Here is a 21,782-nt window from a genome sequence, read left to right as displayed (position 1 = left end):
TTTAAAAGCGACCTTAAGGTCGCTTTTTTTTTTAATCAACTTTTTTAAGCTTCATTATTTCTTCATCATTTTCATTGAGTAAATACAACGACAATTTTTCAATACGATACCCGTCAACTTCTTGCATGGTATCATAAAAAAGATTTGCAGCAGTCATATCTGGGCACATTTTTTTTGTTCTACCTAAAAGACCAAACTGAAGATTATTATCATCTACTTGCTCAATTGCACCAAAAAATTTATTACAACTATCGTTGCCTAAAATCTTTTTATTATTTAATTGGAGTTCTAAAACTATTTGAGGTTGTTTCCCAATATCGTTAACAGGTATATCATTTATAGTTTGAACAACCCAAACATCATGTAGTCGGATGGTGTTTTCTTTTTGTTTTCTTATTTGTTTTATAAGTGTGTAGTTTAAAGTTTCTACAGTGCCTGGCACTTTTGTAGGATCTAGATTTTCCTTGATTACTTCAATAGTGTATTTATATCCTTGTTGATATTCAAATCCTTTTATAGGGATATTAAATTCTGCCCAATTTTTCTGCCCTTTTTTTCTAACTTGCATGCACTGCACATCATTTGTTCCTTGGCAAGAAACTTTAAAACTTGCAACCTCTAATGTTTCGGTTATTATTATTGAACTTTGTTTTCCACTTCCGCAAGCATAAAGCATGAAAATTAATAATATTGCAATATGTTTCATGAGGTTAAAATTTCCGAAGTTAAAAGAAAATACATTATTTATTAAACTAAAAATAGGCATTTGAAAATTGTTAAGAAAAGTTTTATTTCTGAAATGTAACAACATCACTTTACAGTACTATAAAAAACACTTTGAACGTTTTATTAAAAAGCTTTCTTTCTTAACGTATTAGCAATAGAGAACCTTTTTATTTTTTAAGGTATCCTTTTGAAAATCAAAACAAAAAGATTATTTTTGCACCCCTTTTAACGATCAATACTGGTAAAAGGAATTCAATTTAAACATAACCCTTCTGTGGGTGTGTCGTTTAAACCAGTGAGCACTAGCAGAATACAAATGGATGTAGTCACGTTTTTGAAGAGAAGCGGGTACATTTAAAAATTAACAAATGGCTGATAAAGCAAAAGACGAAGCGGTAAAAGAAACTGCTAAAAAAACAAGAAAAAGAACTCCTGCTGTTGCAGCACCTGCAGAAACAGAAGTGGAAAACACAGTAGAAGCGACTGAAGAAGTAGCTGCTCCTGTTAAAGAAAAAAGAGAGCCTTCATTGAAGGAGTCTAATCCTGAAAAATTTCTTGCAGATTTTAACTGGCATAACTATCAAGAGGGAATTGACCCTGTTGATGACGGTAAGTTAGAAGAGTTTGAAAAATTAGTAACAGAAAACTTTGTAGACACTCTTGATGATGAGGTTGTTGAAGGAGAAGTTGTTTTCTTATCTGATCGTGATGTTATTATTGACATTAACGCAAAGAGTGAAGGTGTTATTTCTTTAAACGAATTTCGTTACAACCCAGACCTTAAGGTAGGGGATAAAGTAGAGGTTTTAATTGATGTGCGTGAAGACAGTACAGGTCAATTAATTCTTTCTCACCGTAAGGCGAGAACGATTATGGCTTGGGACCGTGTTAACAAAGCACACGACGAGGCTACTATCGTTAATGGTTTTGTTAAGTGCAGAACTAAAGGTGGTATGATCGTTGACGTTTTTGGAATTGAGGCATTCTTGCCAGGTTCACAAATTGACGTGAAGCCTATTAGAGATTACGATGTATACGTAGGTAAAACTATGGAATTCAAAGTTGTGAAAATCAACCACGAGTTCAAAAACGTTGTAGTATCGCACAAAGCGCTTATCGAAGCAGATATCGAAGAGCAGAAAAAAGAAATTATTGGGCAGCTTGAAAAAGGACAAGTACTTGAAGGTATCGTGAAGAATATCACATCATACGGAGTATTTGTTGATCTTGGTGGTGTTGATGGATTGGTACACATTACAGACCTTTCTTGGTCTCGTATCAACCACCCTAACGAGATTGTAGAGCTTGATCAAAAGTTAAACGTTGTAATCCTTGATTTTGATGAGGATAAAACACGTATTCAATTAGGTCTTAAGCAATTGAGCGCACACCCTTGGGATGCACTTGGTGAAGAACTTAAAGTGGGTGATAAAGTAAAAGGTAAGGTAGTTGTAATCGCTGATTACGGTGCATTTATCGAAGTAGCTCAAGGTGTTGAGGGACTTATCCACGTTAGCGAAATGTCTTGGTCTACGCACTTACGTAGCGCACAGGATTTCGTAAATGTTGGTGATGAGGTTGAAGCACAGGTATTAACTATGGATCGTGAAGAACGTAAAATGAGCCTTGGTATCAAGCAATTGACTCCAGACCCATGGACAGATATTACAACTAAGTATCCTGTAGGTTCACGTCATTCTGGTATTGTACGTAACTTTACAAACTTTGGTGTTTTTGTAGAATTAGAAGAAGGAATTGACGGATTGATTTATATCTCTGATCTTTCTTGGACTAAGAAAATTAAGCATCCAAGTGAGTTTACAAACATAGGTGATAAACTTGATGTTGTAGTACTTGAATTAGATGTTGATGGACGTAAATTAAGTTTAGGTCACAAACAAACTGAGGAGAACCCTTGGGACAAGTATGAGACTGAGTTTGGTATTGGTACTAAGCACACAGCAACTATTGATGAGGTTGTGGACAAAGGGGCGATTATCAACTTTAATGATGATATATCTGCATTTGTACCTAAGCGTCATCTTGAAAAAGAAGACGGTACTGATGTGAGTAAAGGTGAAGAAGCAGAATTCCAAATTATTGAATTCAATAAAGATTTCAAGAAAGTGGTAGCATCTCACATGGCAATTCACAAAGAAGAAGAAGCAAAAATTGTAAAGCAAGCTGCTAAGAAAGCTGCTGCACAAGCTGAAGAATCTAAGCCTACATTAGGTGACGCTAACTCAGCACTTCAAGCTTTGAAAGACAAAATGGACGGAAAGAAATAATAAGTCACATTTAGTTATATAATAAAAGAGTCTCGAGCAATCGGGGCTCTTTTTTTATATGCAATTTTTCTTCGGAAATTTTAATGTAACTTTATTGTATTAACATTTTAACTTAATTAGCTAATCTCACATGCCTATCTGGCTACATACATTAATTTGGATATTTGCAATATATATTGTGATTAGTGTACTCTTGTATTATTTTCAAGACCAATTTTTATTTAAACCTGAAAAGCTCCCGAAGGATTTTCTTTTTGAATACGAAAATCAACAAGTTGAAGAATACAATCTTGAAACAACTGATGGAGCAATAATTAACGGGCTACATTTTAAAACAATAAACCCTAAAGGAGTTGTTCTATATTTAAAAGGAAATAGCAAAAGTATTAAAGGTTGGGGAAAATTTGCTGTAGACTTCACTCGTAATTATTATGATGTGATTATGGTAGATTATAGAGGTTTTGGTAAAAGTACTGGAAAACGCTCGCAGGAAGCTATAAAAAGAGACTTGCAATATGTTTATAATAAAATAAAACAGCGTGTTCCTGAAAAATATATTATCCTTTATGGAAGATCATTAGGTTCTGGCTTCGCAACAAAACTTGCATCTATAAATAAACCAAAAATGTTAATCTTAGACGCTCCATACTACAGTTTATTATCTGTAACAGGTAGGTATATGCCTTTTATGCCTTTAAGTATTTTGCTTAAATATCCAATGCCTACTCATAAATGGCTACAATACGTTAAATGTCCAGTACATATTATACATGGCACAAACGATAAATTGATACCATTTAAATCAAGTATTAAATTAGCCCAAATACAACCTTTTAATACACAATTGTACCCTATAGTGGGTGGCGGACATAAAAACATGAATACCTTTGCGTCCTATCATTTAATTTTAACACAAATAATACAAGAGCAACTTATTGACGTTGATCTATCTACGACTAGTATAGGGGTTAAACATTCATATAAATGAAAAAGAAAATTTCAAAAATTGCCAGCGTTTTGCTGCTGGTTTTCTTATTATTAATTTTAATTGGCACTAGCGTCATGTATTTCAAACAAGAAAAGATTGTATTTGCAGCAACTAGCTTGCCTCAAGATTATAAATTTGATTTTAAAATTCCTTTTGAGGAAAAAAGATTAACTGCTAATGATGGTACTTCGCTACATGGAATACATTTTAAAGTAGAGAATCCAAAAGGGGTGATCTTATATTTTCATGGAAACGCAGGCGATTTATCAAGATGGGGAAATATTGCTTCTTATTTTACTACGTTACAATATGATGTATTAGTTATAGATTATCGCACCTACGGAAAGAGTACAGGTAAGATAGATGAGCAAAAAATGTTAGATGATACCCAATTGTGGTATGATTATTTATTAAATTCTTATACCGAAAAAAATATCGTCATATATGGAAGGTCAATAGGGACTGGGTTTGCAGTATATTTAGCGTCTAAAAATAAACCAAGAAAGGTAATTTTAGAAACTCCTTTTTATAACCTAAAAGACGTTGCAAAACAAAAATTTTCTTGGATTCCATTCTTAGACACATTAATGAAGATAAAATTAAATAGCAATATTTATATTAGAGAGGTAACTTCGCCAATTATCATTTATCATGGAACGAACGATAAAATAGTAAGTTTTAGATCTGGGAAAAAATTAGCAGAAACAGTTCCAAAGAAACAACTTACATTCATCACTATTCCAGAAGCTACACACCATAACATTGGTAATTTTTTAGAATATACATCTACCATTGAAAAGAGTCTAAAATAGAAAACGGTCTCAATATTTAAATATTGAGACCGTTTAGATTGACAAAATTCATTTTATTATTTATTGTCAATTTTTTTCTTAGTGGATTTTTCTTTCTTTTTTGCTTCTTTCTTCATCATTTTTTCCTGCGCCTTAGCATCTTTACTCATCATTTTAGCTTCTTTTTTAGATTGACCAACTTCTCTCTCTAAAACTGCTTTTTTCTCGAGACGCTCTTTTTCCATCATCTTTTCTTTTTGAGCCATAGCTTTCTGCTCCATTTTTTCACGTTCCATCATCATTTCTTTAGATTCCTGAAGTTCAGCAGTTTCTTTAACTTTAATTTCCTCTTTAAGCATTTCATTCTTCATTTTATCCTGCTCAATTTTATCAGTATCAATTTTTGACTCGCTTTTTACGATATTTTTTTGGTCACTTTTATTAGAAAGCCTTTTAGTGTCTTGATTAGTTTGATTATTTTCTTCAACCTCAATTACTTCAATTTCTTCTTCAATCTCTTCTGTAACTTGAACATCGTCTGAATATTTATCACTAACGTGTACTTTTTTAGTTACAGTCTCTTTTTTTACGTCAACATTTTCCTGAGCTGTCATTCCAACTGCAGTAAAAATTAATATACTTAAACTTATTGCTATTTTTTTCATGATTTTTTTAATTTATTAGTTGTTGGGTTTGTTATTGTTTAATGTTTGATATAAAAGTATATAACATGTTGTTAATTGTTTGCAAAACAGATGGTAAAGTTTTCTTATAGTTTAAAAAAATGCATTTATAAAAAGCTATAATTATGTTTGTTATACCGTATCTTTGCACGATTTTTTAGCTGAAATTTTAATTCTGAAATATTAAAAAAGATAACTTTTGTCACATTTCAGAAAAATATATATACTTAATGAAAGCAGGTATCGTAGGATTACCCAATGTAGGTAAGTCAACCCTTTTTAATTGTTTGTCAAACGCTAAAGCGCAGAGTGCAAACTTTCCTTTTTGTACAATTGAACCTAATATAGGAGTTGTAAACGTTCCAGATGACCGCTTGGTTAAATTGGAAGAATTAGTTAGTCCAGAACGCGTGTTGCCTGCAACTGTTGAGATAGTGGATATTGCTGGACTTGTAAAAGGTGCTAGTAAGGGTGAGGGGCTTGGAAATCAGTTCCTCGGAAATATTAGAGAAACCGATGCTATTTTACACGTATTAAGATGTTTTGATGATGATAATATTGTGCACGTTGATGGCAGTGTTGATCCTATTAGGGATAAAGAAACAATTGATATTGAACTTCAATTAAAGGACCTAGAAACAACCGATAAAAAACTTGAAAAAGTAAAACGAGCGTCAAGGACAGGGAATAAAGAAGCTCAAAAAGAAGAGGGTATTTTAAATAAAATTAAAGAAGCCTTAGAACAAGGAGTTTCTGTAAGAGCTATTGATTTTACAGAGAAAGAGCGTGAGGAGTTTGTTCAGCCATTACAATTTATTACAGATAAACCAGTAATGTATGTATGTAATGTAGATGAGGGCGCTGCTGCAAATGGTAATGAATATGTTGAAAAAGTGAAAGCTGCCGTTGCAAATGAAAATGCTGAAGTCGTTATATTAGCTGTAGGAACAGAGGCAGATATAACCGAATTGGATTCTTTTGATGAACGCCAAATGTTCTTAGAAGATCTAGGATTAAAAGAACCAGGATCAGCAAAATTAATTAGAGGAGCTTATAGTTTATTAAACCTACAAACATATTTTACGGCAGGTGTAAAAGAAGTTCGTGCTTGGACTATTCCAGTAGGAGCAACAGCACCTCAAGCAGCAGGAGTAATTCATACCGATTTTGAAAAAGGCTTTATTCGTGCCGAAGTTATCAAATATGATGATTATGTAAATTATGGTAGTGAGGCAAAAGTAAAAGAAGCCGGTAAAATGGGAGTTGAAGGAAAAGAATACGTTGTTAATGATGGGGATGTAATGCATTTCCGTTTTAACGTATAATTCTCTTGAAAATAGATAGAATAAATAGAAAATATTAAATAAAAAAAAATCGTCATGGAGCTCCATCACGATTTTTTTTTATTTTCCTAATTTCTAAAATTGTACTTTGAGCGCCATTGCTTTGTATTCATCACCCATAAAATTTCTTCCACCCGTTGGGTAAAATGAAACTCCATCCATTCTCTTTTTATGTAATTCAGGAACTAGAATTCCAGTTGCTGCGCCTAAGGCATACCCTAAAAGAACATCAGTCAAAAAATGCTGACCTGCTTCCATTCTAAAATAACCCACTGTTGCTGGAAGAGCAGCTGCACCTCCCCAAATAGCAACTTTACCAAATGTACTTGCATCTGGATTGAAATCACTATAGACTTTAGCCATAAAAAAAGTAGCTGTAGCAGTAGCTGCTACATGCCCAGAATAAAATGAACGTTGTCCATTATTACTTTTTCTGCGGTCTAATCCAGTTTCTCCGCTATCATCATAAACATAAGGGCGGCTTCGATTAACAAGGCCAGCAGTAATAGAATACATAGCAGCTGTAGTGGCAAGACTTTCTATATAAAGTCCTAAATATTGTCCAGTATGATCATTAATTTCATCATCAAACAACATAGCAAATGGAGCTGCAAATGATATTGCAAAGGGAATATCACTAATTTTACTTGCATCCTCATCATGCTTTCCAATTACCCAGTTGTCAAGAAAATTAATATCAACAGCATCATTTTGAAGATCATTTTGAATTCTCGCAAATTCAGCCTCATCAATATCGTCTTTTTCTCCAATGAGATAAAGTCCAAGAGCAGAACCGCCAAGCGCGGCACCTGTCCAAATTCCATCTCTCGTCCAGTCCCATTCATAAGGTGACTCACTTTGAGCATTAGATGTTAATAGTCCAAAAATAAATAATAAGGGTAAAAGTAGTTTTTTCATAACAACAAAAATATGATTGCTATTGACACTTGAATTCCATTTAACATTTCATTATAACTTAAAATTGTATTAAAACGCTGGATTTTTTCAATTCCATCATTGATTTATACTTCTATTTTTAGAAAAGATTTGTAATTATTAATTCTGAAATTTTAAACATTTGAAAATAATACTGTTAATTTCTACTCCTTTGAAGTTTAATTTTAAATGTATATACTCTAGATTTTTTATGTTTAAATTACTTTATTTATTAAAATTTCCGAAGAAAATAAAATCAAATTTTCTGCCGATATAAAACCGAAAATAGACCTCTAATTAATTAACAATTTTTTCTTACAATTGTTAATTACTTTTGTTTGGATATATTCCAAGAACCACTTCGAAACGCTATATTTAACAACTATTCACACGATTTTATGGCTGAAACAGATTATACAGAAGATAACATACGCTCGCTCGATTGGAAAGAGCACATTCGCATGCGTCCAGGGATGTATATTGGTAAACTAGGAGACGGGTCGTCACCAGATGATGGTATCTATATTTTACTTAAAGAGGTCATTGATAACTGTATTGATGAGTTTGTGATGGGGGCTGGAAAAACCATTGAAATCCGTATCAAAGACAAACAGGTAAAGGTGCGTGATTATGGTCGTGGAATACCTTTAGGAAAGGTGGTTGATGTGGTTTCTAAAATGAATACAGGTGGTAAGTATGATTCGCGTGCGTTTAAAAAATCTGTAGGTTTAAATGGAGTGGGTACAAAAGCCGTCAATGCTTTATCTTCCTATTTTAGAGTAGAAAGTGTAAGAGATAGTCAAACTAAATACGCCGAGTTTAGTGAAGGAAACTTAACACTCAATAGTGACGTAGAAGAAAGTGGAAAACGTAAGGGGACAAAAGTAATTTTCTATCCTGACGAAGCGATTTTCAAAAATTATAAATATAGAAATGAATATGTGGAGAAAATGCTCCGCAATTATGTATACCTCAATCCAGGTCTAACAATTGACTTTAACGGCGAGAAGTTTTTTAGTGAAAACGGCCTTAAAGATTTGCTAGAAGATAACATGTCTCAAGAGGATATGTTGTATCCAGTAATACATTTAAAAGGAGAAGATATTGAGGTGGCAATTACACATAGTAAAACTCAATACAGCGAGGAATATCACAGTTTTGTAAATGGACAGAACACTACACAAGGTGGTACGCACCAAGCGGCATTTAGAGAGAGTTTAGTAAAAACAATACGCGAGCATTACGGGAAAAACTACGAGGCGAGTGATATTAGAAAATCTATTGTTAGTGCGATAAGCATTAAAGTGATGGAACCAGTTTTTGAAAGTCAAACAAAAACAAAATTAGGTTCTACCGAAATGGGTGGCGATTTTCCAACCGTCCGCACTTACATAAACGATTTTGTAAAAACTCAATTAGATAATTACCTCCATAAAAACACTACAATAGCCGAAGCATTACAGCGCAAAATAATGCAGGCAGAACGTGAGCGAAAAGAACTTTCGGGTATTCGTAAACTTGCTAAAGATCGTGCGAAGAAAGCAAACTTGCACAATAAAAAATTGCGTGATTGCCGTATTCATTTAGGCGATACTAAAAAAGAACGCAACCTAGAATCTACCTTGTTCATAACAGAGGGAGATAGTGCATCTGGAAGTATTACAAAAAGTAGAGATGTAAATACACAGGCTGTTTTTAGTCTAAAAGGAAAGCCACTTAATAGTTATGGACTCTCCAAAAAAATAGTGTACGAAAACGAAGAATTTAACCTGTTACAGGCTGCGTTGAATATTGAAGAATCGATGGAAGATTTACGTTACAACAACGTAGTTATTGCAACAGATGCAGATGTTGATGGAATGCACATTAGATTATTATTAATAACATTCTTTCTTCAGTTTTTTCCTGAAATGATAAAAGAAGGACATCTTTATATTTTACAAACCCCACTTTTTAGAGTCCGAAATAAAAAGAAAACCATCTATTGCTACACCGAAGATGAGCGAAGGAATGCCATGGAAGAGCTAAAACCAAAACCCGAAATTACCCGATTTAAAGGACTTGGGGAAATTAGCCCAGACGAGTTTGTACATTTTATAGGCGAAGATATTCGGTTAGACCCAGTAATGCTAGACAAGCAAATGAGTATTGAAGAATTATTAAAATTCTACATGGGTAAAAACACACCAGATAGGCAAGAGTTCATTATTGAAAACTTGAAAGTGGAACTTGACACTGTGGAGGAGTAAATTTGATTTAAATAGACATGGTAAAAAAGAGTTATTAATAAGATTGACAAAAACTCAAAAAAATGAAAAAAACATTTATTGAAAAATCACTATTCTTACTACTGTTTTTAATTGTATTCGTGAGCTGTAGTGATGATGACAATAATATAGATTGTGAAAATGCTTCACTACAGACTCAAATAGGGCGTATTTTTATTGAGGATCAAAATGGCAATACGTTAATTGGACCAGATAATATGTTTCAATTTCAGAATTTTATATTCTCTAATGAGTCAACATTTATTCCGTTAGAGTTTCAAGAGTTACCTGGCAATTTTAATGCTGTAAATTTTGATTCATCATTGATGGGAGATAGTGAAGACTTTAAATTTATACTCAATGAAGACGAAACACAATTTGTTATTATAAAAATTAAATTTAAAACAATAGAAGGCGATTGTTTTGATCAAAGAGTTTTTGATGTGGTAACAGTTAATGGAACTATTGCGCCGAGTGAAAATAAATCATTCAGTATTATTTTTTAGTAACTATAATACGTTGATAATTAAAATTTCAGAAAGAAGAAATACAAAAATATGAGTGACGAAAACTCAAACAACAACGAAGATAACTTAGAGCCAGAAGACATTAATTTTGAAAATCTTGAAGCTGACGGAGAAGGCAATTTAGTGCCTGAGGAGGAAGAACAAGAATTAGAGACCGAGACAATTACACGTGTTTCTGGGATGTATCGCGAGTGGTTTTTAGATTACGCTAGTTATGTGATTTTAGAACGTGCCGTACCTGCCATTGAAGATGGTTTTAAGCCTGTGCAGCGCCGTATTATGCATTCAATGAAGGATCTTGACGATGGTCGCTACAACAAAGTGGCAAACATTGTGGGGCATACCATGCAGTATCACCCACACGGTGATGCGAGTATTGCAGATGCCATGGTGCAAATTGGACAAAAAGATTTATTGATTGATACTCAAGGAAACTGGGGTAATATTTTAACAGGTGATCGTGCAGCGGCATCTCGTTATATTGAAGCACGGCTATCTAAGTTTGCTCTAGACGTGGTTTATAACCCTAAAATAACTGGATGGCAGGCTAGTTACGATGGTCGTCGCAAGGAACCCATCAACCTTCCTGTAATGTTCCCTTTACTTTTAGCGCAAGGAGCTGAGGGTATTGCTGTGGGACTTTCAACTAAGGTTATGCCGCATAACTTCATTGAGTTGATTGATGCTTCGATAAAGCATTTACAAGGAAAGCGTTTTACAATAGTACCAGATTTTCCTACGGGAGGTATGGTAGATGTCACAGATTATAATGACGGTCTTCGTGGCGGAAAAATAAAGAGTCGTGCGCGTATTTTACAGCATGATAAAAATACACTTGTAATTCGCGAAATACCTTTTGGAACAAATACTGGGTCTCTTATCGATTCCATACTAAAAGCAAATGACAAGGGTAAAATAAAGATTAAGAAAATAGAGGATAACACGGCAGCAGAGGTAGAGATAATGATTCATATTGCCTCAGGAATTTCGCCAGATAAAACTATTGACGCTTTATACGCATTTACTAATTGTGAGAATTCTATCTCTCCATTGGGTTGTGTAATTGAAGACAACAAACCTTTATTTATAGGTGTTTCTGAAATGTTAAGGCGTTCCACAGATCGCACTGTTGCACTTCTTAAGAGTGAATTAGAAATTCAACTTGGAGAGCTTGAAGAGCAATGGCATTATGCTAACCTAGAGCGCATATTTATTGAAAACCGAATCTATCGAGATATCGAAGAAGAGGAAACTTGGGAAGGTGTAATTGCTGCAATTGATAAAGGGCTAAAGCCATTTACACAACATTTAAAAAGAGCTGTAACTGAAGACGACATCACAAGATTAACCGAAATTAGAATCAAGCGTATTTCAAAATTTGATATTGATAAAGCACAGCAAAAGATTGACGCACTGGATAAAAGCATTGATCAAGTAAAGCATCACTTAGCCAACTTAATCGTATATGCTATTGATTATTTTACTCGTTTGAAGAAAGACTATGGCGAAGGGAAAGAGCGCAAAGCAGAAATTAGAGTTTTTGATGATATTGAAGCAACTAAAGTAGCTATACGTAACACAAAACTTTATGTAAACCGCCAAGAAGGATTTATAGGCACAAGTTTGAAGAGAGATGAATATGTAACAGATTGTAGTGACATAGATGATATTATTGTATTTACTGAAGAAGGAAAAATGATGGTCACAAAAGTGGATGCAAAAACTTTTATAGGTAAAAATATTCTACATGTTGCTGTCTTTAAAAAGAAAGATAAGCGCACCATTTATAACATGATTTATAAAGATGGATTGAAAGGGCCTACGTATGTCAAGCGCTTTGCGGTAACGAGTGTTACAAGAGATAGAGAATATGATTTGACTAATGGAAGTAAAGGTTCTAAATGTCTTTATTTTACAGCCAACCACAACGGTGAGGCAGAAATTATCACTGTCTTACTTAGACAAAGCGGAAGCATTAAAAAATTGAAATGGGATTTAGATTTTAGCGATATTCTTGTAAAAGGACGTGCCTCGAAAGGGAATATCGTAACTAAATATCCAGTAAAAAGAATTGAGTTAAAAGAAAAAGGATTGTCAACATTAAAACCAAGAAAAATATGGTTTGATGAAACCGTACAACGCTTAAATGTTGATGGTAGAGGAGAGTTGTTAGGAGAGTTTACTAGTGAGGATAGATTATTGATAATTGATCAAAAAGGACTTGTTAAAACCGTTGTTCCTGAAATGACATTGCACTTTGCAGATGATGTAATTATTCTAGAAAAATGGATATCTAACAAACCTATTTCTGCAATTTATTGGGAGGGAGAAAAGGAAATTTTTTACGTCAAACGTTTTTTAATTGAGCATCCCGATAAAGATGAGTTAGTTATCACTGAGCACCCTAAGTCTTACTTGGAGAAAATCTTTACAGACCATCGACCAGTTGCTGAGATTGTCTTTGGTAAAAAGCGTGGTCAAGATAGAGCAGAGAACTTAGAGTTAAATCTAGAAGAGTTTATTTCAATCAAAGGAATTACTGCAATGGGTAATCAATTGACAAAAGATAAAGTGCTTGAGATAAATGCTTTGTCTCCTTTGCCTTATGAGGCACCAGAGGCTGTTCCGGCGCAAGAAATGGAAGTAGTGGAAGAGGTTGAAGTGGCTAATGAGACTGGTAAAGAATTAACTAGCAAAACCGAAAACTCATCAACAAAAAAACCAACTATTGATGATGGAGAAGAACCACCAATTGACCCAGATGGACAAGCTTCATTGTTCTAATTATTGATGCATTTTTTTTAATTTTATAGATTACGTTAAGAGAATTATAATTCCCTTAACGTAATCTATTTTTCAAAAGATACATTTTTGTATCTCTATTTATAAGATAAAATTTAAAGGTATGGCTGGATTATTACAAGAGTTTAAAAACTTTGCTGTAAAAGGCAATATGATTGACATGGCGGTTGGTATCATCATAGGTACTGCCTTTAATAATGTTGTTAATACAATAGTAAAAAAAGTAGTCATGCCACCATTGTCGTTAATGACAGATGGAGTCAATTTTGCAGATAGAAAATATGTGCTTAAAGAAGCAGAAGGTGAGGTTAAAGAAATTGCTATAGGTTATGGAGAGCTTATAGAAGTCATGATTGATTTTCTCGTTATCGCTTTTACTATATTTTTAGTGATTAAATTTATAAATCGTTTTAAAGAAAAAGCAGAAGACCCAAAAAACAAAGAGGTTGTAACGCCAAAAAACATTGAGCTGCTTTCTAATATTGAAAAGTTAATGGAAGAACAAAATGCGATGTTAAAAAAGAAAAAAGATTAATAATTTACAATAGTTTAGTGTAAAACCTTATTTTTTTCGTGGGTCTGTTTCGAGAATTGAATATTCAAAATTATCTGACCAGCCATTTTTTAACGGCAATACTTTTCTGCCACGACCCTCTTTTATCATCCCTACTTTTTCTAAAACTTTAATGGAGGCTATATTTTCTACAGCACATCCCGCTTGAATTCTATGTAAATTAAGCTCGTCAAATCCATAATCAAGGATTAGATTTACAGCTTCGGTTGCAAAGCCTTTGTTCCAGTATTTAGGATGTATTTTGTACCAAACTTCACCTTTATTATTTTTTTTATTCCATAATTTTAAACCTATGGTTCCTATAAAACTCTTGGCCTTAGTCTCCTCAATAATAAAGGTATAATTTTCTATTTGATGTTTGTTGTTTGAATAGATCCAAGAATCAACAACAATTCTAGTTTCATTGATCTCTGTTGGTATTCCGAGTGTATTAAATTCATCCACCTCTGGAAAAAGATGAAGTTCGTGAATAGCATTTAAGTCAGACAAAAATACAAGTCTTAAATTAATTCTGTCAGATTGCAATGTGCTATGAGCCATACATCAAATGTAGGCATTAAGAATAAGTTATATAGAAACAGATTTTACAAAAACTCCAAACAACTCATTGCCTGATCTTTTTAGTATTGAATTATAAGCAGTCTCAAATGTTATAACTTTAAAAAAAGGCTTAAAATAACTTAGGTATTCAGTTTTGCTCCCTCCAAAAGGTCTTTTTTCAACATCTTCTGTCAATGGAAAATCAAACCATAAGCCAACTAGTTTGCCTTTATCTACAAGTAATTCGCTAACTTTTTTAGCATATGCTTTCCTGTTTTTTGTTGTTGGTGTAAAAGAGCAGAAAAAAGTTTGTTCAATAATAAGATCATAACTATTATTATGCTTGAAGAAATCATCATGGATAAGTTGATTTTTAGGAAAATCTGGATTTCTAAGCGAAAACGATTTAAGTGGAGTCTCAGAAATATCTAAAATATTTACATTCCTAAAACCATTCTTAAATAAATACTCAGCTTCATAGCCATTACCAGCACCTGGAGTTAAAATCTTCATGTCTTTATGAGTAAGTTGGTCAATATACACTTTTAAAGGTGTAGAAATATGGCCAATATCCCACCCAGTACGGTCTTCTTTGTAACGAACTGTCCAGTATTCCTCTAATGAAAGATCATCCATCAGTATTTATTTTACCTTGCGTACAGTGCCTTTTTGTACATTGAGCGCTTGATTTTCTTTTTTAACAACCATTTTGTATTCAAAAGTATATGTGTCTTTCGTAGTACTTAAAATTTTAAAATGCAATGCTTCTTCATCGTAAGCCGTCTGCGGATTTAATTTACGCATTATATATTCGCAATCATTAATCCAGCGCACACTAAACGTATCTACTTTATTTTGAAAATGTTCAATAGCAATATCACCTTTTCTAGTAAAGGTAGATGTGATTATTTCGGTTCCTAAAAGTTGTTCAAATTCAAACGAACCATTTCTAAAGTCACTACAATTGCGTTCTACATTATAACAACTCGTAAATAGCAACAAAAATAAAAGGATAGTAAAAAAACGCATAAAATATTTTTATACAAATTTCTGAAATTTCAATTAAAAAAAGCCACTTACTAATTTTTAAATTCAGAGAAAGTACCGTCTTTGTAGAAGATTACAATACGATCGATAGGTACGCTATTTAATTTTTTCTCTTCTGAAATTTCATATACGCCATTTTTAGATTTTCCTGAAATAGGATTTAAACTATTTTCAAAATTTTTTGGAACTTCTGAAATTTTTTTTTGATTGACATTATGATTTTCAGAAATAAAATTATGATGACTTTCAGGTTTTTGAAGTGTATCTGAAATTTTTGAAACTTCATTTTTTTGAGTGGAAGGGAAGGTTCCTTTTCCATTTAATAACCAGTATAATTCTACTTCGGGATAAGCCTCTAAAACCTTCATCACAAATTCTAAACTTGGCTTATTTCTACCGGATAATAAGTGAGAAATTGTAGAGCGATTAAAACTGATAATTTCAGAAAATGCAGTCGCAGAAACACCGTAATAATCTAGTATTTTTTGTAGTCTTTTAGAAAATTGTGAGCTGTTTACCATTGTAATGTTGTCTTAAAATCAAATAACGTTACAAATGTAAATTAATTACATTAATTATAAGTAAATATTCTTAGAATATCAAATAACACCACAACTATCACTTTATATAAATAAATATAAATAACTGAAATCAAATAATTTATGTGCTATTTTTTGTTTACTTGTTTATTTGTTACAAAACTTACAGCTTCAACTGGATAATTTGTTTACAACAATACCCAATAAGACAAATCAACCTGTTTACAAATGTAAACAATAGTATGTTTACATTTGTAATTTACTATTATGGTTATGAAGATTATAGATTGGTATAAAGATAATTTTGAAGCATCACTTTCGGGGAGATATTTAACCTTAAACCATATTGAAAACTTGTTAGATTCTTACTCCACTTTTTTCGATATTAATGTTGCGGGAACTTCTGAAAATGATTTTAAAATACCGATAATAAGGCTTGGAACTGGTACTAAAAAAGTTTTGGTTTGGTCACAAATGCACGGTAACGAATCAACAACAACAAAGGCTATTTTTGACTTTTTAAAATTAATTTCTTATCCAGGTATATTTCTGAAGGAAGTAGAAATATTTTTAAAGTCATATTCATTTACAATAATTCCTATTTTAAATCCTGATGGAGCAAAACTCAATACACGTGAAAATGCTAATGAGGTAGATTTAAATAGGGATGCTAAAAACCTTTCGCAAAAAGAAAGTAGGGTGTTAAGGAAAGTGTTTGAAGAACTTAAACCAGATTTGTGTTTAAATATGCATGATCAACGGAGTATTTTTGGATTAAACGGAAAATTTCCTGCAACAATTTCCTTTTTAGCGCCCGCAGCAAATAAAAAAAGGACAATTACACCAGCGAGGGTTACAGCTATTTCATATATAAATAGGTCGATAGATTTACTAGTTGAGTTAATTCCAGATAATATAGGGCGTTTTGATGATGGGTATAACGATAATTGTGTGGGAGATTTTTTTACCACTGCTGGAGTTCCTACTATATTATTTGAAGCGGGCCATATTAATGATGATTATGAGCGGGAGGTTTCCCGTAGTTATATTTTTTATGCTTTAGCTGCTATGTTTAATATTAGTCACTTTTCCGAAGTAAAAAGTAAAGAACACTATTTTAAAATTCCTGAAAACGAAAAAATTTTTAATGATGTAGTTTTAAATAATGTTTACATTTCTAATGAAAAGCCATCAAGTCAAATATGTTTGCAATATAGAGAGGTTTTAACGAGAGGGAAGGTGACTTTTGAGTTGGTTATTGATAGTATTAATGAGAAAAATGAAAAGCTAGGCCATCAAACTTTTAACCTTGAAGGAGGTTCTGTTTTGATAAATTCGCAAGAAAAATTACATATTGGCAAAAAAGTTACATCTATTTTCGATAAACGGAACAATTTAATGTTAATTTAACATCGTCGTTTGGTTTCTCAATGTTTTAAAATTATACTTTTGTAAGTACCAAAACCTACAAATGAAATTTAAATTAGATCAGACAGACCAGAGCATTTTAGATATGCTTATTGAAAACACAAGAACTCCTTTTACAGATATTGCTAAAAAACACGGTATTTCTGCGGGTACAGTTCATGTAAGAGTAAAAAAAATGGAAGAAGCGGGTATTATCACTGGCTCTTCACTTCGATTAGATTATGAAAAATTAGGATATTCATTTATAGCGTATGTGGGTATCTATTTACAGAAAACTTCACAAACGCAGTTTGTGTTAGAGCGTATAAGTGAAATTCCATTTGTTACTGTAGCACACGTAACTACTGGAAAGTTCAATATTTTTTGTAAAATTAGAGCAAAAAACACGAGTCATGCAAAAGATGTTATTTATGCAATCGATGATATAGAAGGGGTTACGAGAACCGAAACAATGATCTCTTTAGAGGAAAGTATAAATGATAAAAAACGCTTAATGCATTCTATTTTTAGAACACTCTAAACAATTAACATTAATTTAGATTTAAACCCTTTGCATAACAGCAAAGGGTTTTTTTATCTTAGCGATACAGAATTATAAACGTATTTATTTTAAAATGAATATCTCACAATTATTGTCTTCAGATTACTTACCTTATTATAAGAATTATATTTTTTTAAATAAAGAAGTTTCTTTATTACAGTTATTAGCTGATGGAATGTTAGAAACTGTTGCTTTTTTTGAAAAACTGCCAATTGATATTCATGAATATCGTTATGATCAAGAAAAGTGGACTCCTAAAGAAATCTTATTACATCTTATAGATACCGAACGTGTTTTTGCTTATAGAGCTTTAACTTTTGCTAGAAATCCAGGAGAGGTTCTAAGTGGTTTTGATCAAGATATTTATGTTGCAAATAGTTATGCAAATGATAAAGAAATGGATGTTTTGATTAAAGAGTACATAGCAAATAGAACATCCACATTACTTTTGTTCAAAGGTATGAGTGAAAATGTTTTAAAGAATAAAGGGATTGCAAGTGGCGGAGATCTTTCTGTAGCTGCAGCGGGTTTTATTATTTGCGGTCATGAGCTACACCATTGTAATGTAATTAAAGAACGTTATTTATGAAAAAAATTTTCAAATTGCTAAAGGATACCTATAGCCATTGGGATAGTATAGATCCTTGGGCTACAAGTGCTATCATTGCATATTATGCTTTATTTTCTTTACCATCTGTGTTAATGATTAGTGTTTCGGTGGCTGGTATTTTTTTTGGAACAGAGGCCGTTACAGGCAGTCTCACTAAAGAATTATCAGTATTAATGGGTGAGGGGAGTGCAGAAGCAATTGAAGGTATGATAAAAAACGCAATGTTAGAAGATAGCGGAGCTATAACTTATATTATAGGAATAGGAATGTTGATATTTGGTGCGACAGCAGTATTTTTTCAACTTCAAAAAGCTTTAAATTCTATTTGGGGAGTGCGTGCAAAAACAGAGTCTATTATAAACACAATGAAACGACGAGTTACAGCATTTGGACTCGTAGCTGCAATAGCTTTTCTTTTATTAATTTCGCTAGGAGCTTCTGCAGTGATAGATGTATTTAGTAATTATCTAAGTACTTATTATTCAAAAACTTCTGCAATTGTTGTTGAAGTATTTAATATCATACTCTCGCAAATTTTTATAACAGCATTATTTGCTAGTATTTTTAGTATTCTACCTGATGTAAAATTAAAATGGAAATATACTATTCTGGGCGCCTCAGTAACCAGCCTCATGTTTTTGCTAGGTAAATATGGAATAGGTTATTATTTTGCAAACTCTAATCCGGCATCAGTATTTGGAGCAGCTAGTGGTGTAGTACTTGTATTATTGTGGGTTTATTATTCTTGTCTTATTTTATTTTTTGGTGCTTCATTTACCGTAGTGTGGACAAATCACCGCAATATAATAGTTGAGCCCACTAATGACGCTACTATTTCGTATGCTCGAGAGCTATCTGATCTCAAATCTTATAAGGCAGCTGCCGAAATGCAACATAATCAAGAAAAAGATAAAACCTCATTATAAATTCGTTAACAAAGTTTAATATAACCTTAGCGTTAATTCCTACTGATTACTAGGCTTAAAAAGTATCTTTGAAATAGTCAAATAAAGTATTAATAAAAACGAAAAGATTATGAAAAAGAGAATAGCAATACTAGCAACAAATGGATTTGAAGAATCTGAGTTAAAATCACCAAAAGAAGCTATGGAAGCTGCAGGATTTCAAGTAGAAATCATTAGTGAAAACAGTGGCAAAATAAAATCTTGGAATGATGGTAATTGGAGTAATGAATATAATGTAGATAAAACATTATCTCAAGTTAATGCAAATGATTATAATGCATTGATGTTACCTGGTGGTGTAATAAATCCAGATAAATTAAGAAGAAATGAAAATGCCTTAACATTTATAAGAGATTTTTTCAAACAACATAAACCCGTTGCTGCAATATGCCATGCACCATGGACATTAATTTCTGCAGATGTTGTTAAAGGAAGAAAAATGACATCATTCTCATCCATAAAAGATGATTTAATCAATGCTGGAGCAAACTGGGTAGATGAAGAAGTTGTATGTGATGAAGGATTTGTTACAAGTAGAAACCCAGATGATTTACCTGCATTTAATGCAAAGTTAATTGAAGAGATAAAAGAAGGAAAACACGAATTACAACATGCGTAATTTAAATTAAGTTATTAAAAAGCCCCTCACAAAGGGGCTTTTTTAATTCTTAAAAGTCATCATCCATTTCTTCTGACGGTTCGTCATCATCATCATCCATCTTCTTTTCAGGTAAATCTACAATAGGTTCGTTTAATTCATCATCTTCATAATCGTCTAAGTCAAACTTAGCCATAGAATTTTCAAGTTTTGAGCTTACTTTAACTAAGTAAATAGAGTCTTCAGTTTTAACCTCTACAGCCTCGATTGATTCATTTTTAGCATTCTTAAATTTAATTACAGCATCGTCATCATATCCATCAGGATATTTTTCAACGAGAAGGGATAGTATTTCGGGTGTTAGTTTTTTAAAATCTACAATGATACGTTTCATAATAAATAGTTCGTTTATTTTTTAAAACTAGTAAAAAAACAAATACGTTAATTTAATTTAAAGTGAAATTTTTATAAAAATTAAATGCATCTATAATTAATTGATTGTCAACTAAGCAATTTATACTACAATTACCAAAATCTTTTAAAAGTACAAATCTCACTTCTCCATTTCTATTTTTTTTATCATGTTTTAGTAATTGAATAATATCTTTAATTGCTGCATCACTAAAGTCTACTTTTGGGTATCTCTCAAGAAATGTATAAGTAATATTTGATAGTTCCGCTTGATCAAAATTTAATATTTCCGAAGATAAAAAAGTTGCTAAAATCATTCCTATAGCAATCGCTTCACCGTGTAATAGTTTTTTTTGTAATGGATTTGAAAGGCAATAAGACTCAATAGCATGTCCTAATGTGTGCCCGTAATTAAGTGTTTTTCGCTCTTTTTTTTCAAAAGGGTCTTTTGTAACAATATCATTTTTAATAATAATTGATTCCCAGATAAGTTTATCAGTAGTTTCTGTGTTAGAGGGATTAAATGTTTTTAAATCTACCCAGTATTTTTGACTTGATATTAACCCATGTTTTAGCATTTCAGCAAAACCAGAATTCATCTCATTTTTAGGTAGTGTATTTAAAAATACAGTATCGATGAGTACAACAGTAGGGCTATTTATAATACCTATCTGATTTTTAAGGGAACCTAAATCAACTCCGTTTTTTCCACCTACAGATGCGTCAACCATTGCTAACAGGGTAGTGGGGATATTAATAAATGAAATACCACGCATAAATGTGGAGGCAACAAACCCTCCTAAATCTGTCACCACACCACCTCCAAGATTAATAAGTAAGCTGTCGCGATCTGCACCATTTTCTGAAAGCGTATTCCATACTTCTAAACAACTTTCAATATTTTTATGTTCTTCTCCGGTTTTAATCTCTACAATTAATGCAGTATTTTTTAGTCCAGTAAGATCAAAAAAATATGGAAGACAGTGTTTTTTTGTATGAGTATCTACTAGGATAAAAATAGAGGATGGTTGTAGTTTTTCAAGTGTAGTTTTGAATGCCTTCCACGTACCTTCATTAAAATAAATAGCACCTTTTTCTTTTTCTATTTTTAGCATAAACAAATTTAATTGGGTTGTTTTGGTAGCCATCAAAACTAAGTATATTTGTCTACATTTTAT

At 32.5% G+C, this 21,782-nt stretch carries 22 protein-coding genes; 13 read left to right on the top strand and 9 right to left on the bottom strand.

Annotation, left to right across the window (positions count from 1 at the left end):
• Positions 1 to 31: 31 nt before the first annotated feature.
• Positions 32 to 706: a DUF4377 domain-containing protein gene (locus tag GB234_RS10170; RefSeq protein ID WP_172966875.1), complete on the bottom strand. Its 675-nt coding sequence runs from the start codon at positions 704 to 706 to the stop codon at positions 32 to 34.
• 388 nt (positions 707 to 1,094) lie between these two features.
• Here GB234_RS10170 and rpsA point away from each other — a divergent pair, with 388 nt between their 5' ends.
• From rpsA to GB234_RS10155, 3 genes are all read left to right on the top strand, one after another.
• Positions 1,095 to 3,014 (top strand): 30S ribosomal protein S1, encoded by a 1,920-nt coding sequence (rpsA, locus tag GB234_RS10165; RefSeq protein WP_151894449.1) that lies wholly within the window; start codon positions 1,095 to 1,097, stop codon positions 3,012 to 3,014.
• A gap of 130 nt (positions 3,015 to 3,144) precedes the next feature.
• On the top strand, positions 3,145 to 4,002 hold the full coding sequence (locus tag GB234_RS10160) for an alpha/beta hydrolase (RefSeq protein WP_151894448.1): 858 nt from the start codon (positions 3,145 to 3,147) through the stop codon (positions 4,000 to 4,002).
• Positions 3,999 to 4,814 (top strand): alpha/beta hydrolase, encoded by an 816-nt coding sequence (locus tag GB234_RS10155; protein ID WP_151894447.1) that lies wholly within the window; start codon positions 3,999 to 4,001, stop codon positions 4,812 to 4,814. Before GB234_RS10160 ends, GB234_RS10155 begins: the two co-directional genes overlap by 4 nt.
• Before the next feature lie 56 nt (positions 4,815 to 4,870).
• Here GB234_RS10155 and GB234_RS10150 read toward each other — a convergent pair whose 3' ends face one another.
• Entirely contained in the window at positions 4,871 to 5,458 is a 588-nt protein-coding gene (locus GB234_RS10150; protein WP_151894446.1) for a hypothetical protein, read from the bottom strand.
• Positions 5,459 to 5,706: 248 nt separating this feature from the next.
• Here GB234_RS10150 and ychF point away from each other — a divergent pair, with 248 nt between their 5' ends.
• The gene (gene ychF / locus GB234_RS10145; RefSeq protein WP_151894445.1) at positions 5,707 to 6,801 is read left to right on the top strand and encodes a redox-regulated ATPase YchF; all 1,095 of its coding nucleotides are present in this window, start codon (positions 5,707 to 5,709) and stop codon (positions 6,799 to 6,801) included.
• 93 nt (positions 6,802 to 6,894) lie between these two features.
• Here the strand turns inward: ychF and GB234_RS10140 are convergent, their stop codons facing one another.
• Entirely contained in the window at positions 6,895 to 7,737 is an 843-nt protein-coding gene (locus tag GB234_RS10140; protein ID WP_151894444.1) for a phosphatase PAP2 family protein, read from the bottom strand.
• A gap of 416 nt (positions 7,738 to 8,153) precedes the next feature.
• On the opposite strand from GB234_RS10140, the gene GB234_RS10135 reads away from it, so the two are divergent.
• From GB234_RS10135 to mscL, 4 genes are all read left to right on the top strand, one after another.
• On the top strand, positions 8,154 to 10,004 hold the full coding sequence (locus GB234_RS10135) for a DNA topoisomerase IV subunit B (protein WP_151894443.1): 1,851 nt from the start codon (positions 8,154 to 8,156) through the stop codon (positions 10,002 to 10,004).
• A 62-nt stretch (positions 10,005 to 10,066) separates the two neighbouring features.
• Complete coding sequence (locus tag GB234_RS10130; protein ID WP_151894442.1) at positions 10,067 to 10,528, top strand: hypothetical protein; 462 nt, start codon at positions 10,067 to 10,069, stop codon at positions 10,526 to 10,528.
• Between the two features lie 51 nt (positions 10,529 to 10,579).
• Positions 10,580 to 13,333 (top strand): DNA gyrase/topoisomerase IV subunit A, encoded by a 2,754-nt coding sequence (locus GB234_RS10125; RefSeq protein WP_151894441.1) that lies wholly within the window; start codon positions 10,580 to 10,582, stop codon positions 13,331 to 13,333.
• Positions 13,334 to 13,454: 121 nt separating this feature from the next.
• Entirely contained in the window at positions 13,455 to 13,886 is a 432-nt protein-coding gene (mscL, locus tag GB234_RS10120) for a large-conductance mechanosensitive channel protein MscL (protein WP_151894440.1), read from the top strand.
• A 27-nt stretch (positions 13,887 to 13,913) separates the two neighbouring features.
• Here the strand turns inward: mscL and GB234_RS10115 are convergent, their stop codons facing one another.
• The 4 genes from GB234_RS10115 to GB234_RS10100 are packed head-to-tail and all read right to left on the bottom strand — an operon-like array spanning position 13,914 to position 16,033.
• Positions 13,914 to 14,465 (bottom strand): GNAT family N-acetyltransferase, encoded by a 552-nt coding sequence (locus tag GB234_RS10115; RefSeq protein WP_151894439.1) that lies wholly within the window; start codon positions 14,463 to 14,465, stop codon positions 13,914 to 13,916.
• Positions 14,466 to 14,492: 27 nt separating this feature from the next.
• Entirely contained in the window at positions 14,493 to 15,101 is a 609-nt protein-coding gene (locus tag GB234_RS10110) for a methyltransferase domain-containing protein (RefSeq protein ID WP_151894438.1), read from the bottom strand.
• Between the two features lie 6 nt (positions 15,102 to 15,107).
• Positions 15,108 to 15,494 (bottom strand): hypothetical protein, encoded by a 387-nt coding sequence (locus GB234_RS10105; RefSeq protein ID WP_151894437.1) that lies wholly within the window; start codon positions 15,492 to 15,494, stop codon positions 15,108 to 15,110.
• A gap of 50 nt (positions 15,495 to 15,544) precedes the next feature.
• Positions 15,545 to 16,033, bottom strand: coding sequence for a helix-turn-helix domain-containing protein (locus GB234_RS10100; protein ID WP_151894436.1), 489 nt, complete (start codon positions 16,031 to 16,033; stop codon positions 15,545 to 15,547).
• A gap of 291 nt (positions 16,034 to 16,324) precedes the next feature.
• On the opposite strand from GB234_RS10100, the gene GB234_RS10095 reads away from it, so the two are divergent.
• From GB234_RS10095 to GB234_RS10075, 5 genes are all read left to right on the top strand, one after another.
• Complete coding sequence (locus GB234_RS10095; protein WP_172966874.1) at positions 16,325 to 17,461, top strand: M14 family zinc carboxypeptidase; 1,137 nt, start codon at positions 16,325 to 16,327, stop codon at positions 17,459 to 17,461.
• 61 nt (positions 17,462 to 17,522) lie between these two features.
• Complete coding sequence (locus GB234_RS10090; protein WP_151894434.1) at positions 17,523 to 17,999, top strand: Lrp/AsnC family transcriptional regulator; 477 nt, start codon at positions 17,523 to 17,525, stop codon at positions 17,997 to 17,999.
• Positions 18,000 to 18,093: 94 nt separating this feature from the next.
• Positions 18,094 to 18,609: a DinB family protein gene (locus GB234_RS10085; RefSeq protein ID WP_151894433.1), complete on the top strand. Its 516-nt coding sequence runs from the start codon at positions 18,094 to 18,096 to the stop codon at positions 18,607 to 18,609.
• Positions 18,606 to 19,556, top strand: a complete 951-nt coding sequence (locus GB234_RS10080) for a YihY/virulence factor BrkB family protein (protein WP_151894432.1) — start codon at positions 18,606 to 18,608, stop codon at positions 19,554 to 19,556. The genes GB234_RS10085 and GB234_RS10080 overlap by 4 nt, the downstream gene beginning before the upstream one ends.
• A gap of 109 nt (positions 19,557 to 19,665) precedes the next feature.
• Positions 19,666 to 20,214 (top strand): type 1 glutamine amidotransferase domain-containing protein, encoded by a 549-nt coding sequence (locus tag GB234_RS10075; protein WP_151894431.1) that lies wholly within the window; start codon positions 19,666 to 19,668, stop codon positions 20,212 to 20,214.
• Between the two features lie 49 nt (positions 20,215 to 20,263).
• Here the strand turns inward: GB234_RS10075 and GB234_RS10070 are convergent, their stop codons facing one another.
• Both GB234_RS10070 and aroB read right to left on the bottom strand, forming a co-directional pair.
• Positions 20,264 to 20,587 (bottom strand): hypothetical protein, encoded by a 324-nt coding sequence (locus tag GB234_RS10070; protein WP_151894430.1) that lies wholly within the window; start codon positions 20,585 to 20,587, stop codon positions 20,264 to 20,266.
• Between the two features lie 52 nt (positions 20,588 to 20,639).
• Positions 20,640 to 21,719 (bottom strand): 3-dehydroquinate synthase, encoded by a 1,080-nt coding sequence (gene aroB / locus GB234_RS10065; protein ID WP_151894429.1) that lies wholly within the window; start codon positions 21,717 to 21,719, stop codon positions 20,640 to 20,642.
• Between the last annotated feature and the right edge of the window lie 63 nt (positions 21,720 to 21,782).

Source organism: Patiriisocius marinistellae (assembly GCF_009014635.1).
Taxonomy (GTDB): Bacteria; Bacteroidota; Bacteroidia; order Flavobacteriales; family Flavobacteriaceae; genus Patiriisocius; species Patiriisocius marinistellae.
Note: the sequence above shows the minus strand (reverse complement) of the source record. Positions and strands in the feature narration are given on the sequence as shown.

Coding starts and splice junctions, on each gene's coding strand:
- GB234_RS10170 (WP_172966875.1), bottom strand. CDS start 706: ATGAAACATATTGCAATATTATTAATTTTCATGCTTTATGCTTGCGGA.
- rpsA (WP_151894449.1), top strand. CDS start 1,095: ATGGCTGATAAAGCAAAAGACGAAGCGGTAAAAGAAACTGCTAAAAAA.
- GB234_RS10160 (WP_151894448.1), top strand. CDS start 3,145: ATGCCTATCTGGCTACATACATTAATTTGGATATTTGCAATATATATT.
- GB234_RS10155 (WP_151894447.1), top strand. CDS start 3,999: ATGAAAAAGAAAATTTCAAAAATTGCCAGCGTTTTGCTGCTGGTTTTC.
- GB234_RS10150 (WP_151894446.1), bottom strand. CDS start 5,458: ATGAAAAAAATAGCAATAAGTTTAAGTATATTAATTTTTACTGCAGTT.
- ychF (WP_151894445.1), top strand. CDS start 5,707: ATGAAAGCAGGTATCGTAGGATTACCCAATGTAGGTAAGTCAACCCTT.
- GB234_RS10140 (WP_151894444.1), bottom strand. CDS start 7,737: ATGAAAAAACTACTTTTACCCTTATTATTTATTTTTGGACTATTAACA.
- GB234_RS10135 (WP_151894443.1), top strand. CDS start 8,154: ATGGCTGAAACAGATTATACAGAAGATAACATACGCTCGCTCGATTGG.
- GB234_RS10130 (WP_151894442.1), top strand. CDS start 10,067: ATGAAAAAAACATTTATTGAAAAATCACTATTCTTACTACTGTTTTTA.
- GB234_RS10125 (WP_151894441.1), top strand. CDS start 10,580: ATGAGTGACGAAAACTCAAACAACAACGAAGATAACTTAGAGCCAGAA.
- mscL (WP_151894440.1), top strand. CDS start 13,455: ATGGCTGGATTATTACAAGAGTTTAAAAACTTTGCTGTAAAAGGCAAT.
- GB234_RS10115 (WP_151894439.1), bottom strand. CDS start 14,465: ATGGCTCATAGCACATTGCAATCTGACAGAATTAATTTAAGACTTGTA.
- GB234_RS10110 (WP_151894438.1), bottom strand. CDS start 15,101: ATGGATGATCTTTCATTAGAGGAATACTGGACAGTTCGTTACAAAGAA.
- GB234_RS10105 (WP_151894437.1), bottom strand. CDS start 15,494: ATGCGTTTTTTTACTATCCTTTTATTTTTGTTGCTATTTACGAGTTGT.
- GB234_RS10100 (WP_151894436.1), bottom strand. CDS start 16,033: ATGGTAAACAGCTCACAATTTTCTAAAAGACTACAAAAAATACTAGAT.
- GB234_RS10095 (WP_172966874.1), top strand. CDS start 16,325: ATGAAGATTATAGATTGGTATAAAGATAATTTTGAAGCATCACTTTCG.
- GB234_RS10090 (WP_151894434.1), top strand. CDS start 17,523: ATGAAATTTAAATTAGATCAGACAGACCAGAGCATTTTAGATATGCTT.
- GB234_RS10085 (WP_151894433.1), top strand. CDS start 18,094: ATGAATATCTCACAATTATTGTCTTCAGATTACTTACCTTATTATAAG.
- GB234_RS10080 (WP_151894432.1), top strand. CDS start 18,606: ATGAAAAAAATTTTCAAATTGCTAAAGGATACCTATAGCCATTGGGAT.
- GB234_RS10075 (WP_151894431.1), top strand. CDS start 19,666: ATGAAAAAGAGAATAGCAATACTAGCAACAAATGGATTTGAAGAATCT.
- GB234_RS10070 (WP_151894430.1), bottom strand. CDS start 20,587: ATGAAACGTATCATTGTAGATTTTAAAAAACTAACACCCGAAATACTA.
- aroB (WP_151894429.1), bottom strand. CDS start 21,719: ATGCTAAAAATAGAAAAAGAAAAAGGTGCTATTTATTTTAATGAAGGT.